This is a genomic window from Providencia vermicola, from assembly GCF_010748935.1.
GTDB lineage: Bacteria > Pseudomonadota > Gammaproteobacteria > Enterobacterales > Enterobacteriaceae > Providencia > Providencia zhejiangensis.
Window position 1 is genome coordinate 1,747,861 of record NZ_CP048796.1, and the last position, 16,761, is coordinate 1,764,621.

Sequence of the window (16,761 nt, forward strand, 5' to 3'; positions counted from 1 at the left end):
GCTCTAATTTCTAAAACCTACTACCTTTGATGTGTATCGATAGTGTCACTCCCCCTCACTCAGCCGGATAATCAACTGTCCGGCTTGGCGAGTGAGGGTATAGTGACTGCCTACCTCAAACCCCATCTCTTTCAGCCACTTACCGCTTAAGGTGAGTTGCGGGCTGGGGTTGGGTTTACCGCGGTTCGGGGCGTAACCCACTGTATACTGTCTGGTTTTGACCACTTCTTCTTTAGTCGTCGGTGTTTTTACTTTACGACAAAGTACTGTAAACATATGCTCTACAAAAACCAAAAGCTCATGTCGGGGCGTTCGAATCCAAACGCGAAAATGCACTGGGAAAATTGTCTTGTAACTCACTGAGTGGACTAGGAAAAAGTGGTTTTATCTGGCCAAGTTGCAATGGAATGAGTTGTTGTTGAGAATAATGCGGTTGCTCTTCCTTCTCCTTTCGGTCCTCTTCCTGTGCCAGTTTTCCCCGGTATAAATGATGCCGATGCAAATAAGAAAATAGCTTTAGCGCTGGATAACGCATTAAAAAATATTGGTAAATCTATCAACGATTTTATCAATGCCGAAGGTGAAGTAAATATTGCTGAGGTAAAAGCGGCGTTATCACCGGAACAGCAAAAGCAATTTGATATTCTCTGGGAAAGAAACGCCCTGACTGTAAACCAGCCGCCTGTTACGATGGAATCTCTGGCTAAACAAGCGGGATTTGGTCAGGCATTTGTCCGAGGGGCAAGAGAAACTAAGGATCAAAATGGTAATACAGTCTATATCATGGATAACGGTGGGGCAGGGAGCCAGATTCGCAGGGGAGATATTGTCAAATTTGTTGATGAGTTTATTTTTGTTTATTCTAAAGAGGGCATTTTCCAAGCTGCCCTTAATGCAGATGGTACAAAAAACATTACTGCATCAAAGAATTCTCAAGGACGGGAATTAAATGTAAGTGGTATTTTTGCAGATAGCCATTCATCAGGTAACAATGACTCTTCCAAACCTAATATTGGTAAAGGATTAACAACTGAGCAAAAAAATGAGTTAGGTGGCAGCAGTTCTGGAGCTCCGGGTGGTTGGGAACCTCAGGATGAGGAAAACGCTCGTAATAGAGAGCTCCAACAAAAACGCTTTGATGAATTATCAAAAATTTATGATAAAAACTCCCCTTCTCAGGATATAACTATTGATGGTCAGACAATTAGGCAGGGAATAGGAGGGAATCGTTATTCAACTAGAGTTTATGAAAGTCAAAATTTAACGGACCAACAGATATATAATTATGCTGAGCAATTGGCCGCTCAACCACTAACTAAGGTAAAAGATGGGATTTATACTGCGAAACTGGCTGATGGAACAATGATAACTCTTAGGAGTGTATCTAGTTCAGCAGAGCAAACAGGTGCTCGTTGGACAATACAAATAAGGAACAGCCCTACTTTAAAACAAGTAGAAAATGGGCTTGGAAAAAATGCAGAGATAAAATTCAGGTAGGGAACTATATGGTATCAAATGTTGAATATGAAACGGTTGTTGAATACGCTAAAACCCAAGCTTTAGACGGGTTATGGGCCTATATCACACCAGACATGCTTCCTTCTCTACATGTAATTTGTGAAGATTTTTCCTTTCCGGAAAGGAAAAAAATATTTTTTTGGTTCTTAAAAAAATTATTGTATGAAGGTCATTTAAAATTAGCTAAGCACGGTAAATTTTTAAGTGGCTCGATAGATGAACAATTGCAATGTTTTTATGACGCATTTCCTGAGACAGAAGAGGAATTAATTGATCAATTTTGGTTTTTTGATGAAAGTTGTCCTGGGGGGGCAGTCTGGATACTTCAAGATGGTACACAGGAATGGACATAGAATTGAATGTTAAGTTGAGAATAACCATTTAAGTCCAGATGATCAAAAGATAAGGGATAAAGCACTTGAAGACCAAAAAACAGGTAAAAACCTAAAAGAGGCGTCTTTAAATATTATCTATCTGACTGATAAAGATAATTATACCGAAAAGTTACTTTATCAGTATAGGCAAGGCACACTGAATAAAGCCGAAGAAGCGGTATTAACTGAATATCTCAATGCGTATGGTACGCAATTGCAGTTAAGAGGGATGAGTGAAGCGGATGCTTTCAAAGCCGTCGAACAAATACTAAAATATCCGAATTATTTGCCTGATTTAACAGCTGAATATAATAAAGCATTAAGCCAACTCAGTACTCAAGCTAGGCATGAATGGCAAGCGATGATTGGTACTGATGCTTTATTAGCCGGTCCGGGTAGAGCTAGCCAATTAATGCGATTGGCGCTGATTTCAGGTGGTTCTTACCAAACAGGAACTGGTCTTGCTCAAATTGCAGATGGCAAAATAGCTGATGGCTTAATCAATTTTGGTATTGGTAGCGCAACTGTATCAGGTGGCTATCTCGGAAATAAAGTTACAGGTAAGCCGAATGTAAAACCTGATGTAACCCCACCTAAAAACATAGAGTCTGGACATGCGTTACCTACAGAGAAAGTTAGTCCAGAGTGGAAAAACTCAATTACACAGTCACGTGTTAATGTAAGGGTTGGTGATGGTTCTACAGGCTCAGGACTTGATTATGCATGGAAGAAACACGGTGGTGAATGGGGTGCTAATAAATCCCATTTTACAGTGACTAAAGATGAGTTAAAAGTAATCTTACAATCAGATACTGTTGTTAAATCTCCTGTGATTTATTCCCAAACTACTGATAACTATATGCATTTTGTTGATATGGGGCGACCAATAGGTATTGATGCGAAAAGTGGAGGCAATCCTACAGCTACAATGACTGTTATTACAGATAAACATGGAAATCTAGTAAATACATTCCCAGGTAAAACAAGGGTCAATTAATTATGTATACTTTTTTATTGTGGGATACTGAGCGATATGATTCAGTAATGTCTGTGAGTAACTATGATGGAAATGAAAATTTATTTATTTCATTAAATAATGCTACTTTCCCAATATTATCAGCGTTAACTAATTGCGATGAAGAATTTTTTACAGGAAGTGAAATGCTATTAGCACTGAAAAGAGAGTTTAATACTCTGAAAGACCAGCTAACAGAAATGCAATCAATAGATTATATAAACGAAATAATCAAATTGATAGATAAGGCAAGATACGACAATCTGAGTATTGTCATAACACCATTTATTACTAGCTCACTGAACGATTAATTATAAGAAGATCCCTGTAAATACAGGGATTTTCTTTGACGATCTTACTCGCTCTCTCTCAACCGGATAATCAACTGTCCGGCTTGGCGAGTGAGGGTATAGTGACTCCATACCTCAAACCCCAACTCATTCAACCACTTACCACTTAGCGTGAGCTGTGGGCTGGGGTTGGGTTTACCGCGGTTGGGGACGTAACCCACTGTATACTGTCTGGTTTTGACCACTTCTTCTTTAGTCGTCGGTGTTTTTACACTACAATCGCGCTTAGCCGTGGTGACTACACCTGTTAGTTGCACTGGTTAGCGGATAAAGCAGGCTGCAACCTGTTTTATCCGCGTTTAAATAATTTACTTCATCACGCCAATCACCTGTTTAATCTTCTCTTGGGCGATTGCCATATCTAAAAAATGACAAATCATATCTTGGTCTCCAGGCTTCAACGTATCGATCTGTTTACACAGTTCTCATTCAGGCTGAAATCAATCAATCGGGTTGGGGTGTCGGTGGAGACAAACGGCGCATAGTCGAATCAGGTACAGCGTTAATCCAAGGGTTAGTGAATGGTGATGTGAACAAAGCGGTGGCGAATGCGAGTGCGCAATCACTGGGTACAGTGACGGCAGAAGCGGTGGGGATGTTATCTGAGAAACTGTATGGCAAAGCTGCAAGCCAACTGACGGAAGACGAAAAAGCAACAGTGAGTGCATTTGCGAGTCTGGCGGCGGGCATTGCTGGTGGCTTGGTGGGTGGTGATACCTCAAGTGCGGCAAATGCAGGTCAAGCAGGGAAGACCACAGTTGAGAATAACACTATGTCTGGCGCTGGGCTCGGTGGGAATCTTGGATTCTGGCTTGCTGATATCAAAGATTGCGATCAAAATTGTAAAGCGGAAATTGCTAAAGGTATTAATGACGGTAATTTAGAAACCTCGGGACATGCCGCTGGCGTTGCTGGATTAGGATTATATTCAGGAACAGGGCTTATTGTAGCGGGTATAGGTGGAAGTGCTAATTACCTCATTCAGTTATCTGGAGATAAACCCATTAATTACACTGATGTACTCATTGCTGCTCACGTAGGTGGAATTACTAAAGACTCTAATTTTTATGGTGTAGTAGGGTGGAATGCTTTTGGTGGGGGGCTTTCAAGTGAATTAAAAGGTGAAGATCCATTACTCGGTGCTGGAACAACCGGAATTAGTTCAGGAATCGGTTATGGACTAGGCGGTCTCATAAAGTGGGGAAGTAATAAATGGAAGTATGTGGAGACAAAAGGTTTAGATCCTAAATATAACCCTAGATTACAAGGTGGTGCGAATAAAGGACAATTAGGGTTATCAAAAGACTTATCTCCAGCTAAGGGGCCTAGCGTAGCTGGTAATGTTACCAGTTCAGTAGTAACAGAAAAAACAAATAGTAGAATTAACGATGAAATTAAGAATGACACGGGAAAGTAAAATGAATAACTTTCGATTTTTATTAGTCTTGCTGCCATTATTTATACTTGTAATATTCGTTGCCAGTTTAGTTTCTTCGATACTTATTGATATTATATTAGCTGCAATTCATGGAAAAGAATTTAATTTCAGTATTGATGAGTTATGGACCCTTGTCAAACTTAGCACGATTGGTGGTAGTGTAGGTGCATTAGGCCTTTGGATATTGAATAAGTTTAAATGTAATTAACTAAAAGATAAGCTTTGAAAATGAATAAGGTTTATCTTATTAGTCACTTTACTCCTCAGCCAGCCGGATTATCAACTGTCCAGCTTGGCGAGTGAGGGGAAAGTGACTCCCCACCGTAAACCCCAACTCATTCAGCCACTTACCGCTTAAGGTGAGTTGTGGGCTGGGGTTGGGTTTACCTCGGTTCGGGGCGTAACCCACTGTATATTGTCTGGTTTTGACCACTTCGTCTTTAGCCGTCGGTGTTTTTACGTTACGAAAAGATATAGTAGAAACTTGTACTGTAATACCAAAAAACGCACGTCGGGGCGTTCGAGTCCAAACGAGAAAATGCACTGGGAAAATTGTCTTGTAACTTACTGAGTGAACTAGGAAAAAGTGGTTTTATCTGGCCAAGTTGCAATGGAATGAGTTGTTGTTGAGAATAACTATCTGAGCTTTAATGAAGCTAGAGAATTTGATAGGGCAATGACGAAATGTAGAAGTGAAGGAAGTGACTGTCAGCCAGTTATTGACCAGTATTCTAAATTGAATAGAAAAAACTCTGATAAATACAAAGCAGATTGTGATAGGTATTCGCTGAACTGTACTGCCGGATATGAAAGGTTAAAACTTGATGGCGGGATTTCAGCAGCAGAAAGACCGACATGGTTATACGGCTCTTTAGACAATGAAGATGTCAGAAATGCTGTTTTATATGAAAACCAAAAAGATCTCGAATATGGCATGAGTAAATCAGATAACTGGGATAGGTTGGGAGCATTTGTTGCAGAGCCTGAAAATGTGTTTGGATTATTAGCGGGTGGCAAGTCTTTATTAAGCTCGAATATATCGACTGGCGCTAAATTAACGGGTTCTGGTTTAAGCATGGGCGCTAATGGTGGAGTTCAGCTCTATAATGGAAATACAGGTGATAAATTTGATTATTTAAGCTTCTTTTCTTCGGGAGTTACAGGTTGGGGGGGAACAGGAAAATCACTCCAAACTAATATGGGACTCAATGTAGGAAGTGCTTACCTGACAAGCCAAGTATTAGGAAATGACTCTGAAGCAGCCATGATCGGGGCAGGCTTTGGAACTATGTTAGGTTATGGCCTTGGGTCAAGCATTACAAGTAAAATGGAAGCAGCTGAAATTAAGCATCACTTTGGGATGTCGGCGAGTAAAAAAGCATTTGAATACAGTGACAAGTCAAAATATTCAAATTTTATCACAGAAGGAACAACGATTAGCCCTGCTCCGGGAATTATTGGAGGTGGGTTAGGTTCATTTAGCTTGGAATATGGAAATTCAGTTGTAAACTATAATGTTTTAGAAAATAAAAAACCTATTGAAGTAAATGAACAAGCAAATAAGGGAGAAAATAAATGAAGCCTTCAATATGCTATTTATTTTGTCTAATATTACTCTGCGCTATAGTTTTTTCAATTAGTGCTGTATCAGTAGAATGGCTTTTAAATGATAAACCAGTCCTTGAGCTGGAATGGAAAAGTGGGTTTGAGATAGGCAGCATTATTGGTGGCTGTGCTGGCGCTGCCATATGGTTAATGTATCGTTTCAATATACGTTAGGAATTATTGAATGTAGTAATCCTAGCCCTATACTGGGATCTCCTGAACCTCTTTACTCCCCTTCTGCCAGCCGGATAATCAACTGTCCGGCTTGGCGAGTGAGGGTATAGTGACTGCCCACCTCAAAGCCCAACTCATTCAGCCACTTACCGCTTAAGGTGAGTTGTGGGCTGGGGTTGGGTTTACCTCGGTTCGGGGCGTAACCCACTGTATATTGTCTGGTTTTGACCACTTCTTCTTTAGTCGTCGGTGTTTTTACACTACAATCGCGCTTAGCCATGGTGACTACTCCTGTTAGTTGCTGTGGTTAGCGGTTAATACGGGTTGCCGCCCGTATTAATCGCGTTTAAATGACTTACTTCATGACGCCAATTACCTGTTTAATCTTCTCTTGGGCGATTGCCATATCTAAAAAATGACAAATCATATCTTGGTCTTCAGGCTTCAACGTATCGACCTGTTTACACAGTTCTCATTCAGGCTGAAATCAATCAATCGGGTTGGGGTGTCGGTGGAGACAAACGGCGCATAGTCGAATCAGGTACAGCGTTAATCCAAGGGTTAGTGAATGGTGATGTGAACAAAGCGGTAGCGAATGCGAGTGCGCCGTATATTGCAAATGAAATTGCCAAAAATATTCCAGAAGATAATAAAAAAGGTAGACTAGCCGCTCATGCGATTGCAAATGTTGCATTAGCGCTGGCAAAAGGTGAAAATGCGAGTGCGCAATCACTGGGTGCAGTGACGGCAGAAGCGGTGGGGATGTTATCTGAGAAACTGTATGGCAAAGCTGCAAGCCAACTGACGGAAGACGAAAAAGCAACAGAGAGTGCATTTGCGAGTCTGGCGGCGGGCATTGCTGGTGGCTTGGTGGGTGGCGATACATCGAGTGCAGCAAATGCAGGTCAAGCAGGGAAGACCACAGTTGAGAATAACTTATTATCACCAGAGAAAGAAGATCGCCGGTTTAAAGCGCTTGAAGCCCAGAAGGCCGGACAAAACCTGCTGAAGGCTTCACAGGATATTTTTTATCTCACAAATGAAGATAAATATAACGATAAGTTAATTGCCGGTTATAAAGCAGGAAAACTGGATGATGCCGGTAAAGCAGAGCTGGCGCGTTTTCTTAATGAGTACGGAACTCAATTACAGCTTTACAGAGGAATTAATGAAGCGGAAGCGTCTCAGGTTATCGACTCAATATTGAAACAGGATTCAATCGGCTCGGTTTTAACAAAAGAATATAACGAAGCATACCGATACCTTAATTCGGCTGGAGTTCAGTTGTCTCAGGCCGTGATAGGAACCGATGCACTGTTAGCCGGACCCGGCAGAATCAGCCAGTTAATGCGTTTATCATTAGCTGCCGGTGGTTCTTACCAGACAGGAAAGGGGATAGCCTAAGTATCTGATGGTAAAATTGCTGAAGGTGGCACAAATATCGCACTGGGTTCAGCTGCTATATTCTGCGGATATGTTGGTAATAAAGTTGTTGGTAAGCCTAGTGGTGGAATTATTTCTCCGAGTAACCATATTTGGCAAGAAAATACTCTCGTAAAATACCCATTTTATGATAAACCACAACAAGGGGGCACTTTAAATATAGGTGCTGGTAACAAACCTATAGAAGGTGCTTATAATATTTCCCATCCTGATTACCCTAAAGGAGCCGGTGTATATGCTGGTGATGCTAATAATTTATCGAATATTGCTACTGGGTCCCAAAAAACGATCATCATGGAAAATCCTTCTGGGTTTAAACCATTTAATAATGAGGTTTTAAGAGTGTTGGATAGAAATGGGACAATTATAGTTAAAGGTTCATGGAGTAATCCAATAATAAGAAAAATTGAAAATGAAGCTAAAAAACATGGGTTTATTCTAACTGAAAAAAATGTTATCCCAAGTACTGGTTTTTCACAGACTGATGGGACACCGATAAATAATCCAACAGTTACTGAATATAAATTTAAAAAGGCTGATGATAAATGATTAAGTATAAATTAAATATAACAGATTGCTATCCTCAAGTAATTTGCTTGGATAATAATATTGGTTTGAAATCATATTTCTCAATTTTAGATGCTATTGATAAAAAAGAAAAATCATCTATTTTGTTGAATAACATCATTGTAAATATTGATGATGAATCATGGTATGGCGTAATAACTAAAAAAAATAGCAATAGTATTGTAGCTAATGCATTGAATAACTTACGTATTGATGAGTTAGACATTTTTACTTTAATGATACTACGAGCAGAATTAACGGTTTCAGGAATTAAGTGTGTATATATTAAGTTATCAACTAATAATGATGACTATTATCACTCCATAGGGAATGAGTTTTGTATTGGGGATAAGCATATATGGCTTGCTGGCTACTGCTCTGATTTTGAAAACTCGACAATTAATATAATGCTAGTTTTTGATGGGGAAATTGATTTGAATTTTCATGAGTCAGATGTTGTTATTGAGTCGATTAATTATAATAATTTTATTACTTCTGATAATGTCAATGATTTTAATAAGGCGTATGATTCTTTCATCGCTTTGAAAAATACAACCATTGAGAGTTTGGGTTTTAATAACATAAAGTCTGAACTCTTAGAGTTTGATTGCAATGTTAAGTATTTCGATTATAGCGAAGTTGGAAATATTGCGATCAAGAATTATAATTCTTAATAGTTGAGAATAACTATTTGAGTGCTAAACAAATCACATCGTGGATTGATAAGTATGATACTGCAGCCACAGATGAGGACAAAAAGAAACTGATTGCCATTGCGGAAAACTTGGATAAAGAACAGTTACAAAAAGCTTTGGATACAAAGATTTCTAAAGATTATTTAGAGAAACAAAAGAATGAACTCACTACATTATTAAATTCAAGCAACTGCAATTCAGATTGCCGTTATATAGCACAAACGAGTATCAGTCAGTTGACTCCAATCATCGAAAACTATGGTGATTTAGAAAGAACAAATAAAATTCCTAGGGCTGCAATAGCAACGATTACTCTGGCTTTACCAATGGCAAGTAAAGTCGTTAGCCCTTATGTATCAACTTGGTTAGGTAGCACATCTTTAGCTAACCGCGTGATAGGGGTAACAACCACAGGCACGGCAAACTTAGGAATGCAGGGATATAACATTTATAAAAATCCTGAAAATACTGATTTTAGTTATGCAAATTTCGGGACGTCATTATTAACAGGGGGGATCACACCAGGAATGGGATATTGGGGAACTGTCACAACCAATACAACAGGCGCTGGAGTATCAAGTTTAATTGATGGGAAGTCGCCTTGGGCTTCTATGGGCGGTGCATTCATTGGTTCATCAGTAGGTTATGGTGTTGGGCTAGGGACTACAAACGTTTTAAATAACAAATTGAATCCATGGTCAAGTGGCCTCAAAGAAAAGTACCTAGTAGAAATGCCGTCTATATATGCTGCTCCGGCTGTATCATCGATACCAAATATAACTGGAAGCACACTAGGAGCTATTGGATTTGAATCATCAAATAAAGTAGTTGAAGAATTATTAAAACCTGAAGATGAAAAATGAAAATACTTATATACTTTTTACTTTGGTCTTTTAGCATGTTTATAGCTGCTTTTATTACTATAATTCTTATTAGATTTTTGATGAAATTAGTATTCTATTTTGAAACTGAAACCTTTAATTTTGGATTAAAGGATTTCATTAGTGCTTTAGAAATAGGAAGTGTTGCAGGCATATTTTTAGGAATAGTAGTTTGTTTTGTAAATTATCTAGAAAATAAAAGACGCTAATATTTCTTACGAAGAAAAAGATTAGCGCCACACATAGTCTTGTCTGACTACTTCATCCCTCACTCAACCGGATGATCAACTGTCCAGCTTGGCGAGTGAGGGTAAAATGACTCCCCACCGTAAACCCAAGCTCATTCAGCCACTTACCACTGATTATCAGCTGTGGGCTGGGGTTCGGGCGCTGTCGGTTGGGCAAGTGCCCCACTGTATACTGTCTTGATGATACATCGAGTGCAGCAAATGCAGGTCAAGCAGGAAAGACCACAGTTGAGAATAACTTCTTATATGCTGAAAAAATCATTACTTTCGTTGGTGAATTCGCTAATGCAAAAACACCGGCAGAGAGAAAACAGTTACAACATGATATTGATAAACCAGATAAAAAACTTCAGTCACAAGCGGAAAGGATGGGGAATATCAACCAATGACATGAAGAGTGCATTATCAAGCCTAAAAACATTAGAAGGCTTGCCAGATTGTAATGTTCAATGCCAAGAAATGGTAAAAGATTCAATATCTAAACTCGATCCAGCATTAGAAAATAGAATCAATAAGCATTCATCACAAACAGAGAACCTCAAAGAGCTAACAGGTATTTTAGCAGCAGTGATTGTGATGAATGAAAGTGGGTTGATTGATGGTCGAGCCACTACATCAGGAGGTGTGAAAGGGGTACCTAACGGAACTGAAACTCCTAAAATCGATAATTCTGCGAAAAATAATGGGCAAAAGGGGAAAGAAACTAGCCCGATAATTAATCAACCCCATATAACCGTGATCTCACCGGAAATAGAAACTAAGATACTGTCAGGGCAAAGGGTTGGAAACTCAAATAAATTAATTGGGGGACACTCTCCTTCAGTGAATAATGAAAATCCAAATTATGCGGTAGAAGCAGTAAGATTAAATCCAGATGGTACAAGAGTTGTAAAATTTACGACATCAGTTTCCTGATGGAAATCTATCCAAAATTAAGACGAGTACACTTTTCCCTGAAAGTTGGTCAGATAAAAATATTATTGACTCGGTCAAGAAGATTGGTAATTCCACAGCTATTGGGCAAAGAAGTTCAACGGGTGAAACGTTACATCGTGGTACAATTAATGGCATAGAAATTGATGTGATTAAAAAAAGAAATCAAGTTACAGCTGGGTATCCTGTAGGTGGGAAGCCAGCTCCTGGCTTTAATCCGACCGATTGAGGCATGTACATGTATAAAGAATTTGATTTATGTATTACTGATTTTAGTAACGACAATGAACCTAGAGATTATTGGTATGATTGCGGCATCGTTGAATGCTCTAGAATTTTAAGTAAATTCAATGAACTAGACTGGTCTAATTTGTTTGATGTGTTAGAGCACAAATCTATATTTTGGAAAATTAGATTGGTCGAATGCTTGGGGGATTTAAAAAATAGTCATGAGTTAAATATTATTTTAACGCTCATTGATACTGATGATTATGACTTATTTATTAGTTGTGTTGACTCGTTGAGAACTATGGGAAGTCACAGTTTATCTGAAGATGATTTGGATAAGATTAACGATAAAATATACCATCTTGAGCAAAATGCTTCTTTACCAGTGAAAAGTGTTTTAGATAGTTTTTCACATAAGTTTAAGCGTAAATAGCCCCTGCTTTACACAGGGGTTTCTTGAGTACTCTCACTCCTCAGCCAGCCGGATAATCAACTGTCCGGCTTGGCGAGTGAGGGGATAGTGACTGCCTACCGTAAACCCCAACTCATTCAACCACTTATCGCTTAAGGTGAGTTGTGGGCTGGGGGGAGGTTTACTTTGGTTGGAAACGTAACCCTCTGTATACTTTCTGGTTTTGACCCCTATTTTTCTTTAGTCGTTGGTGCTAATTGTCGTATCTAATCCTTTTATTGACTTCTCTTTTTATTCAAAAATACCTTCATAAGCCACCGACAAGCGCAACTCAAAGCAACAGGATGGCAGTTTAAGCAGCAGTATTGGAAGCGGTTTGAATACCACGGCTTCGGTGAATGCTAATGAAACCGAAATGCACAGTGATTATCAATTGGTGGATAAACAAACTATCAGAAAGTCGATATGATTTATCTTTAGGCTTTGCCGTTTTTACTTGTTTAATTTTTAGCTTCATTGGGGGTATTGAAATCGAGCAGAATATACGATACCCCCAATACTCCCCCCAGAAGTTTGTTTATGTCAGTTTAGCTTTGTTTAGTTCGGTATAGCATAGAGTTGCTGTGATTGGTTTGGTAAGGTTTTTGTTTAGGTGGGAATAGTTTGGTTTAGCTTGTCATGGCGTCCCCTGCAGGAATCGAACCTACAACTAGCCCTTAGGAGGGGCTCGTTATATCCATTTAACTAAGGGGACTCAAAGAAAGTATTATAATGTTAACGTCCGGCATTCTACTTCTGACTTCTAATTGAATCAAGTTGTTACGTTGAATTTCTTTTGTAAAAGCGCAAAAAAAAAGACGTTAGGTTAACTTTTGTTCAATGTGATGTCTAAGATATAAAAGTAGCCAATTTAGCGGCATATTCCTAATGTCGCTATCCATTAGGTGATGTAAAAAATGCGTTTAGAAAGAAAACAGGGCTTATATTGGTCTGGTGAATAGAATAAAAAATAAACAATCTGACTCAACAAGGCTGTAGCTCAGAAACAATAAAATAATTAGTCAAAATAACCGTAAGTTACCCATTTATTGTCTACGATACGGTCTCAGACTTAACCAATCGTGCATTTGATCACTTTTCTTATAAAAAAAGCTCACTTAAATAGGGTATAATTAACATTATTGCTGCTTGGTCATTTTGAGCACTCAAATTGGTTAACAATTATATCTATTTGGTTTTAATATAAACACATTGGTTTATAATTCGAAGAAAAGTGCCATGACTGTGGTACAGGGAATGGAGAGTATTATGAAGTTTCGCATGAGTGGCATGCTTCTTGCGGGAGTCTTGCTTGCTGGGTGCTCGAGCTCAATTAATCCTGAAACTCAGGAGCGTTCAGATCCGCTCGAAGGTTTTAACCGAGCAATGTTCAATTTTAACTACAATGTGTTAGATCCTTATGTGTTGAGGCCTGTGGCTGTTGCTTGGCGTGACTATGTGCCTATGCCGGCGCGTAACGGTTTAACCAATTTTTTTGTTAACCTTGAAGAACCTGCTAGCATGCTAAATAGCTTCCTACGAGGTGAAGTCACTCAAGGTTTCAAACACTTTAACCGTTTCTTTCTTAACACTGTATTTGGTGTTGGTGGGCTTATTGATGTTGCTTCAATGGCTAACCCTCAGCTCGCTAAGGAAGAGCCTAAACGTTTTGGTAATACATTGGGCTACTATGATGTGGGTTATGGTCCTTATGTGGTATTGCCAGGGTATGGCAGCTTCACACCGCGAGAAGAGGGGGGAAATCTAGTCGATGACCTGTATCCGATGCTGAGCTATTTAACATTTTGGATGTCAGCAGGTAAATGGGCCTTAGAAGGGATTGAAACGCGGTCACAGTTACTTGATTCCGACGGGTTGTTGAAAAATTCATCAGATCCGTATTTGCTAATGCGCGAGGCTTATTTCCAGCGTAATGATTTCTTGTCTAGTGGCGGGGAATTGAAAGCTACAGAAAATCCTAATGCGGCTGCAATTGAAGGCGAATTAGATTCTATTGATTAGAAATAAGGATTAAGTCTGAGTTGAAGCTATCACTCTCTTTTGCGACTAAGCATTAGAGAGTGATAAGAGTATTATTCATTGCCTCGTTTTCCTCGAGAAGTGATAGCGTCAATAAGTGCAATAACACCTAAAACACCGATAAAGCCAACCGTAAATAATGTTCCCATACAATATCTCCTATGTTGTCATATTTGCCTCTTTAGTCATTAACGGTTAGCTTTTTATAGCGCTTAAACGTTAATTTATTTTGCCTATATGTCAGTGATACCACACTGAATTAAACAATAACTATATTGTACTCAGCATAGTGACAAGAACATGCAGGGTGTGTGATGTTATGAAAAAGAAGTGCAAAACTATTTACAACGAAATGATTGATACAAAAGAAACTGAAATAGTTTTACAGTGGTAAGCTGAATATAGTGCCAATGATAAGAATTTCACTAATCAGCTACAACTTAATTTATAGATTCAGCTGGGTAAAAGTCAAGCGTAACTCAGGCTAGAAGGGCGTTAATCCCCATTTTTAGCTAGAACGTAGTAGTGTATTTTGCTATTTAAATCAGAATGCCATGTTTATTTTTAATCAAGAAAAGCAAATGCTAGTTAAATCGTTCGGAAAAGACGGTGTTTTTAGTGCGAAAAAGGTTATTTTATTTGTGCGCTTTTTGTTTAATGACAGTGAAGAAATTTTTGAAATAGGTAGAAGAAATTACGGAAGATTGTATAAACTTCAATGATGAATTTTTTACTGATAATACAATTGAGTTGTTTAGATTATCTTGTTGTATCAGAAAATATAACAGGGGAATAACTCCCCCTGTTATATATTTGAAATGGCAGATTAGAAGGTATAGTTAAAGTTCACACCGTATAGCCACGCCGATCCTTCAGATTTAAATTGATATGCTGGAAGTGGAATTTTATCACTCTCACTTAGTTTTTCTGAAATATTCACTTTCTTACCATACATATAAGAAATACCAAGGTCTACAGAAGCATTCTCGTTAAATGCATAGGTTGTCCCCGCACTTAACCAGTAGCGATCTTGGTCTGGGATAGAAATTGAACGATATTTGGTTGGAACAGGACTTTCGTCATAGGCAATACCAGTACGGAATGTCCAGTTATCATCATAGTAATAAGTGGTACCGACAGCAAAACGCCAAGCATCTTTAAAGTTTTCAGCCTTGTGGAATAATTCTTTCCCATCACTACTGCGATATGCTGTTAAATCTTTGAATTCGCTCCAGCCAGTATAGGCTACGCTGTAGTGTAGTGCCCATTGAGGGGCAACTTTATGGTAACCTGAGAATTCCCAAATATCAGGCAGGTTTAGGTCAAGTTTACCTTTGATTTTTTCACCACCAGTACCGACTAATGGTAGGTTACTTGGTAAATTGGCTGGTAGGTCATTTGAGTATTTACCGTCTTTAAATTTAACCGTCACTTTAGAGCGGTAAGTCAAACTAAAGCGGTTGTCCGGATTGAGTTCATAGAGGATACCCGCGTTCCAACCGTAACCCCAATCATCGCCTGTGAGTTTTGCCATTGTGGTACTAGCTGGAATAGGTGGTAATCCAAGTTGTGGTGTTAATTTCCCTAAATCACCTGCATGGCGGGTGATTTCAGCATCGGCATAAACGGCATTGACACCTAAGCCAAAGCTAAAATTCTCATTTAAGCGATATGCCCCACTTAAATTTAAATTAGCGGTTTTAAGGTCAGTTTTACCGCCGATAGGGCCAGCAGCATAATTTTTACTGAAGTCAGTTGCTAGGCCAAAGTTGGTGGTCATGGATGTGCCCACAGCCCACTTATCATTGATAGGAAAAATAAAGTGAGCATTAGGTACTAGTGCACTTGGTGCAATATCATTTGCAGTCAAGTTACTTCCTAAAGGAGATGCCCCACGTCCTTTAATATCAACACTAGGGTCGATATAAACCGCACCGACTGAAATGGCTGGACGATCGAATAACATCATTGCAGCAGGGTTACGACTACCTTCACTTGCGTTATCGCCAATTGCGCCGGCACCAGAAAATGCGCGTCCGAGCGCAGATGTGGAATATTCATTAAGCAAAAAACCAGCGGCACCCGCATTGGATGAAATCATTGCCACTGCTATTGCTAAAGCTGATCGAGTAAATAGGTTTTTCTGGCTCATGACCAAAACCCTCTTGTTTATTATTTATAGTAGGCGACTTCTATCGCAAGAAGCGCAGAATTGTAGGGTCGCTTGCCTCTATGACAAATCAGACCAGTTACTAGAGTATAGGTCTGACCACCTCATGTGTTGCAAGTATGTTTTTTGTTTATCTCTAAAATGTTTTCAAAATTGAGACGTATTTAACAAAATAGCAACATATGATGAGGGCGATTCTACTTTTAATGATTATTTATGGGGTTAGATCAAACTTATAGCGGATAGTCTGAGATTCTATTGGCGACACACTGGTTTTTCCCTCTTTTTCAGCGGTATGATAACCACTTAACAGTGTGTTGATTTGGAGAATAAAATGACTGATGCGATTAACCGTTGTAGCGCGGAAGAGACTGCTGCTTGCTGCTGTGTAGATGTAGGTACAGTTTTGGATAACAAAGATTGCACTGCGTCGTATCAGCATGTATTCGCAAGCCAAGAAGAGGCAGAATCCATGTTGAAACAACTGACTGAAAAAGCAAGGTCGGTTGAATCAGATCCTTGTGTTATCAACCATACTATTGACCATGTTGACGGTAGGTTTGAGTTATCGGCTAATTTTACGTTTAGCTGTGAAGCAGAAAGTCTCATTTTTCAATTAGGTTTGCGTTAA

Annotated in this window: 25 protein-coding genes and 1 tRNA gene; 18 read left to right on the forward strand and 8 right to left on the reverse strand. The window is 39.1% G+C overall.

Annotation, left to right across the window (positions count from 1 at the left end; all coding sequences use genetic code 11):
• Nucleotides 1–45 precede the first annotated feature (45 nt).
• Nucleotides 46–276 (reverse strand): SymE family type I addiction module toxin, encoded by a 231-nt coding sequence (locus tag G3341_RS07700; RefSeq protein WP_244316492.1) that lies wholly within the window; start codon nucleotides 274–276, stop codon nucleotides 46–48.
• A gap of 189 nt (nucleotides 277–465) precedes the next feature.
• On the opposite strand from G3341_RS07700, the gene G3341_RS20670 reads away from it, so the two are divergent.
• The 4 genes from G3341_RS20670 (at nucleotide 466) to G3341_RS07720 (ending at nucleotide 3,218) form a co-directional block, all read left to right on the forward strand.
• Nucleotides 466–1,497 carry a hypothetical protein gene (locus G3341_RS20670; protein WP_230085883.1) on the forward strand — a complete coding sequence of 344 codons (1,032 nt, stop codon included), beginning with the start codon at nucleotides 466–468 and terminating at the stop codon, nucleotides 1,495–1,497.
• An 8-nt stretch (nucleotides 1,498–1,505) separates the two neighbouring features.
• Nucleotides 1,506–1,871, forward strand: coding sequence for a DUF596 domain-containing protein (locus G3341_RS07710; protein WP_154635658.1), 366 nt, complete (start codon nucleotides 1,506–1,508; stop codon nucleotides 1,869–1,871).
• A gap of 250 nt (nucleotides 1,872–2,121) precedes the next feature.
• Complete coding sequence (locus tag G3341_RS20675; RefSeq protein ID WP_244316493.1) at nucleotides 2,122–2,889, forward strand: hypothetical protein; 768 nt, start codon at nucleotides 2,122–2,124, stop codon at nucleotides 2,887–2,889.
• A 2-nt stretch (nucleotides 2,890–2,891) separates the two neighbouring features.
• Nucleotides 2,892–3,218: a hypothetical protein gene (locus tag G3341_RS07720; RefSeq protein WP_154624156.1), complete on the forward strand. Its 327-nt coding sequence runs from the start codon at nucleotides 2,892–2,894 to the stop codon at nucleotides 3,216–3,218.
• A 44-nt stretch (nucleotides 3,219–3,262) separates the two neighbouring features.
• Here G3341_RS07720 and G3341_RS07725 read toward each other — a convergent pair whose 3' ends face one another.
• On the reverse strand, nucleotides 3,263–3,514 hold the full coding sequence (locus G3341_RS07725; RefSeq protein WP_348273355.1) for a SymE family type I addiction module toxin: 252 nt from the start codon (nucleotides 3,512–3,514) through the stop codon (nucleotides 3,263–3,265).
• Between the two features lie 95 nt (nucleotides 3,515–3,609).
• On the opposite strand from G3341_RS07725, the gene G3341_RS07730 reads away from it, so the two are divergent.
• Nucleotides 3,610–4,674: a VENN motif pre-toxin domain-containing protein gene (locus G3341_RS07730; protein WP_163861065.1), complete on the forward strand. Its 1,065-nt coding sequence runs from the start codon at nucleotides 3,610–3,612 to the stop codon at nucleotides 4,672–4,674.
• Between the two features lies 1 nt (nucleotide 4,675).
• Nucleotides 4,676–4,903 (forward strand): hypothetical protein, encoded by a 228-nt coding sequence (locus G3341_RS07735; RefSeq protein ID WP_154624914.1) that lies wholly within the window; start codon nucleotides 4,676–4,678, stop codon nucleotides 4,901–4,903.
• A gap of 48 nt (nucleotides 4,904–4,951) precedes the next feature.
• Here the strand turns inward: G3341_RS07735 and G3341_RS20890 are convergent, their stop codons facing one another.
• Nucleotides 4,952–5,239: a SymE family type I addiction module toxin gene (locus G3341_RS20890; protein ID WP_348273356.1), complete on the reverse strand. Its 288-nt coding sequence runs from the start codon at nucleotides 5,237–5,239 to the stop codon at nucleotides 4,952–4,954.
• A 132-nt stretch (nucleotides 5,240–5,371) separates the two neighbouring features.
• On the opposite strand from G3341_RS20890, the gene G3341_RS07745 reads away from it, so the two are divergent.
• The gene (locus tag G3341_RS07745) at nucleotides 5,372–6,274 is read left to right on the forward strand and encodes a hypothetical protein (RefSeq protein WP_154624913.1); all 903 of its coding nucleotides are present in this window, start codon (nucleotides 5,372–5,374) and stop codon (nucleotides 6,272–6,274) included.
• Nucleotides 6,275–6,526: 252 nt separating this feature from the next.
• Here G3341_RS07745 and G3341_RS07750 read toward each other — a convergent pair whose 3' ends face one another.
• A complete protein-coding gene (locus G3341_RS07750; RefSeq protein ID WP_154624912.1) occupies nucleotides 6,527–6,754 on the reverse strand; it encodes a SymE family type I addiction module toxin in 228 nt (75 codons plus the stop codon).
• A gap of 119 nt (nucleotides 6,755–6,873) precedes the next feature.
• Between G3341_RS07750 and G3341_RS07755 the strand changes: the two genes are divergently transcribed.
• The 5 genes from G3341_RS07755 to G3341_RS07775 all read left to right on the forward strand — a co-directional run bounded on the left by G3341_RS07755 (nucleotide 6,874) and on the right by G3341_RS07775 (nucleotide 10,269).
• Nucleotides 6,874–7,878, forward strand: coding sequence for a VENN motif pre-toxin domain-containing protein (locus tag G3341_RS07755; RefSeq protein WP_163861067.1), 1,005 nt, complete (start codon nucleotides 6,874–6,876; stop codon nucleotides 7,876–7,878).
• Between the two features lie 333 nt (nucleotides 7,879–8,211).
• Entirely contained in the window at nucleotides 8,212–8,466 is a 255-nt protein-coding gene (locus G3341_RS07760; RefSeq protein WP_163861069.1) for an NYN domain-containing protein, read from the forward strand.
• Complete coding sequence (locus G3341_RS20680) at nucleotides 8,463–9,158, forward strand: hypothetical protein (protein ID WP_230086023.1); 696 nt, start codon at nucleotides 8,463–8,465, stop codon at nucleotides 9,156–9,158. The genes G3341_RS07760 and G3341_RS20680 overlap by 4 nt, the downstream gene beginning before the upstream one ends.
• A gap of 17 nt (nucleotides 9,159–9,175) precedes the next feature.
• Nucleotides 9,176–10,042, forward strand: coding sequence for a hypothetical protein (locus G3341_RS07770; protein WP_163861071.1), 867 nt, complete (start codon nucleotides 9,176–9,178; stop codon nucleotides 10,040–10,042).
• On the forward strand, nucleotides 10,039–10,269 hold the full coding sequence (locus G3341_RS07775) for a hypothetical protein (protein WP_154635735.1): 231 nt from the start codon (nucleotides 10,039–10,041) through the stop codon (nucleotides 10,267–10,269). Before G3341_RS07770 ends, G3341_RS07775 begins: the two co-directional genes overlap by 4 nt.
• 52 nt (nucleotides 10,270–10,321) lie before the next feature.
• On the opposite strand, the gene G3341_RS07780 is transcribed toward G3341_RS07775, so the two are convergent.
• Nucleotides 10,322–10,474, reverse strand: coding sequence for a SymE family type I addiction module toxin (locus tag G3341_RS07780; protein ID WP_163861073.1), 153 nt, complete (start codon nucleotides 10,472–10,474; stop codon nucleotides 10,322–10,324).
• Between G3341_RS07780 and G3341_RS07785 the strand changes: the two genes are divergently transcribed.
• From G3341_RS07785 to G3341_RS07795, 4 genes are all read left to right on the forward strand, one after another.
• Nucleotides 10,458–10,697 carry a VENN motif pre-toxin domain-containing protein gene (locus G3341_RS07785; RefSeq protein WP_163861075.1) on the forward strand — a complete coding sequence of 80 codons (240 nt, stop codon included), beginning with the start codon at nucleotides 10,458–10,460 and terminating at the stop codon, nucleotides 10,695–10,697. The genes G3341_RS07780 and G3341_RS07785 overlap by 17 nt on opposite strands.
• A gap of 1 nt (nucleotide 10,698) precedes the next feature.
• On the forward strand, nucleotides 10,699–11,223 hold the full coding sequence (locus tag G3341_RS20530; protein WP_208852762.1) for a hypothetical protein: 525 nt from the start codon (nucleotides 10,699–10,701) through the stop codon (nucleotides 11,221–11,223).
• A 64-nt stretch (nucleotides 11,224–11,287) separates the two neighbouring features.
• Nucleotides 11,288–11,470 (forward strand): hypothetical protein, encoded by a 183-nt coding sequence (locus G3341_RS20960; protein WP_432279737.1) that lies wholly within the window; start codon nucleotides 11,288–11,290, stop codon nucleotides 11,468–11,470.
• A gap of 9 nt (nucleotides 11,471–11,479) precedes the next feature.
• Entirely contained in the window at nucleotides 11,480–11,902 is a 423-nt protein-coding gene (locus tag G3341_RS07795) for a hypothetical protein (protein WP_163860438.1), read from the forward strand.
• 33 nt (nucleotides 11,903–11,935) lie between these two features.
• Here the strand turns inward: G3341_RS07795 and G3341_RS07800 are convergent, their stop codons facing one another.
• The gene (locus tag G3341_RS07800) at nucleotides 11,936–12,115 is read right to left on the reverse strand and encodes a SymE family type I addiction module toxin (RefSeq protein WP_163863552.1); all 180 of its coding nucleotides are present in this window, start codon (nucleotides 12,113–12,115) and stop codon (nucleotides 11,936–11,938) included.
• A gap of 445 nt (nucleotides 12,116–12,560) precedes the next feature.
• Nucleotides 12,561–12,635 (reverse strand) — tRNA-Arg (locus tag G3341_RS07805).
• Between the two features lie 554 nt (nucleotides 12,636–13,189).
• Between G3341_RS07805 and mlaA the strand changes: the two genes are divergently transcribed.
• Complete coding sequence (gene mlaA / locus G3341_RS07810; RefSeq protein ID WP_154623994.1) at nucleotides 13,190–13,942, forward strand: phospholipid-binding lipoprotein MlaA; 753 nt, start codon at nucleotides 13,190–13,192, stop codon at nucleotides 13,940–13,942.
• An 844-nt stretch (nucleotides 13,943–14,786) separates the two neighbouring features.
• Here the strand turns inward: mlaA and fadL are convergent.
• Complete coding sequence (gene fadL, locus G3341_RS07815; protein WP_163861077.1) at nucleotides 14,787–16,112, reverse strand: long-chain fatty acid transporter FadL; 1,326 nt, start codon at nucleotides 16,110–16,112, stop codon at nucleotides 14,787–14,789.
• A gap of 352 nt (nucleotides 16,113–16,464) precedes the next feature.
• Between fadL and G3341_RS07820 the strand changes: the two genes are divergently transcribed.
• A complete protein-coding gene (locus G3341_RS07820) occupies nucleotides 16,465–16,761 on the forward strand; it encodes a YfcZ/YiiS family protein (RefSeq protein ID WP_163861079.1) in 297 nt (98 codons plus the stop codon).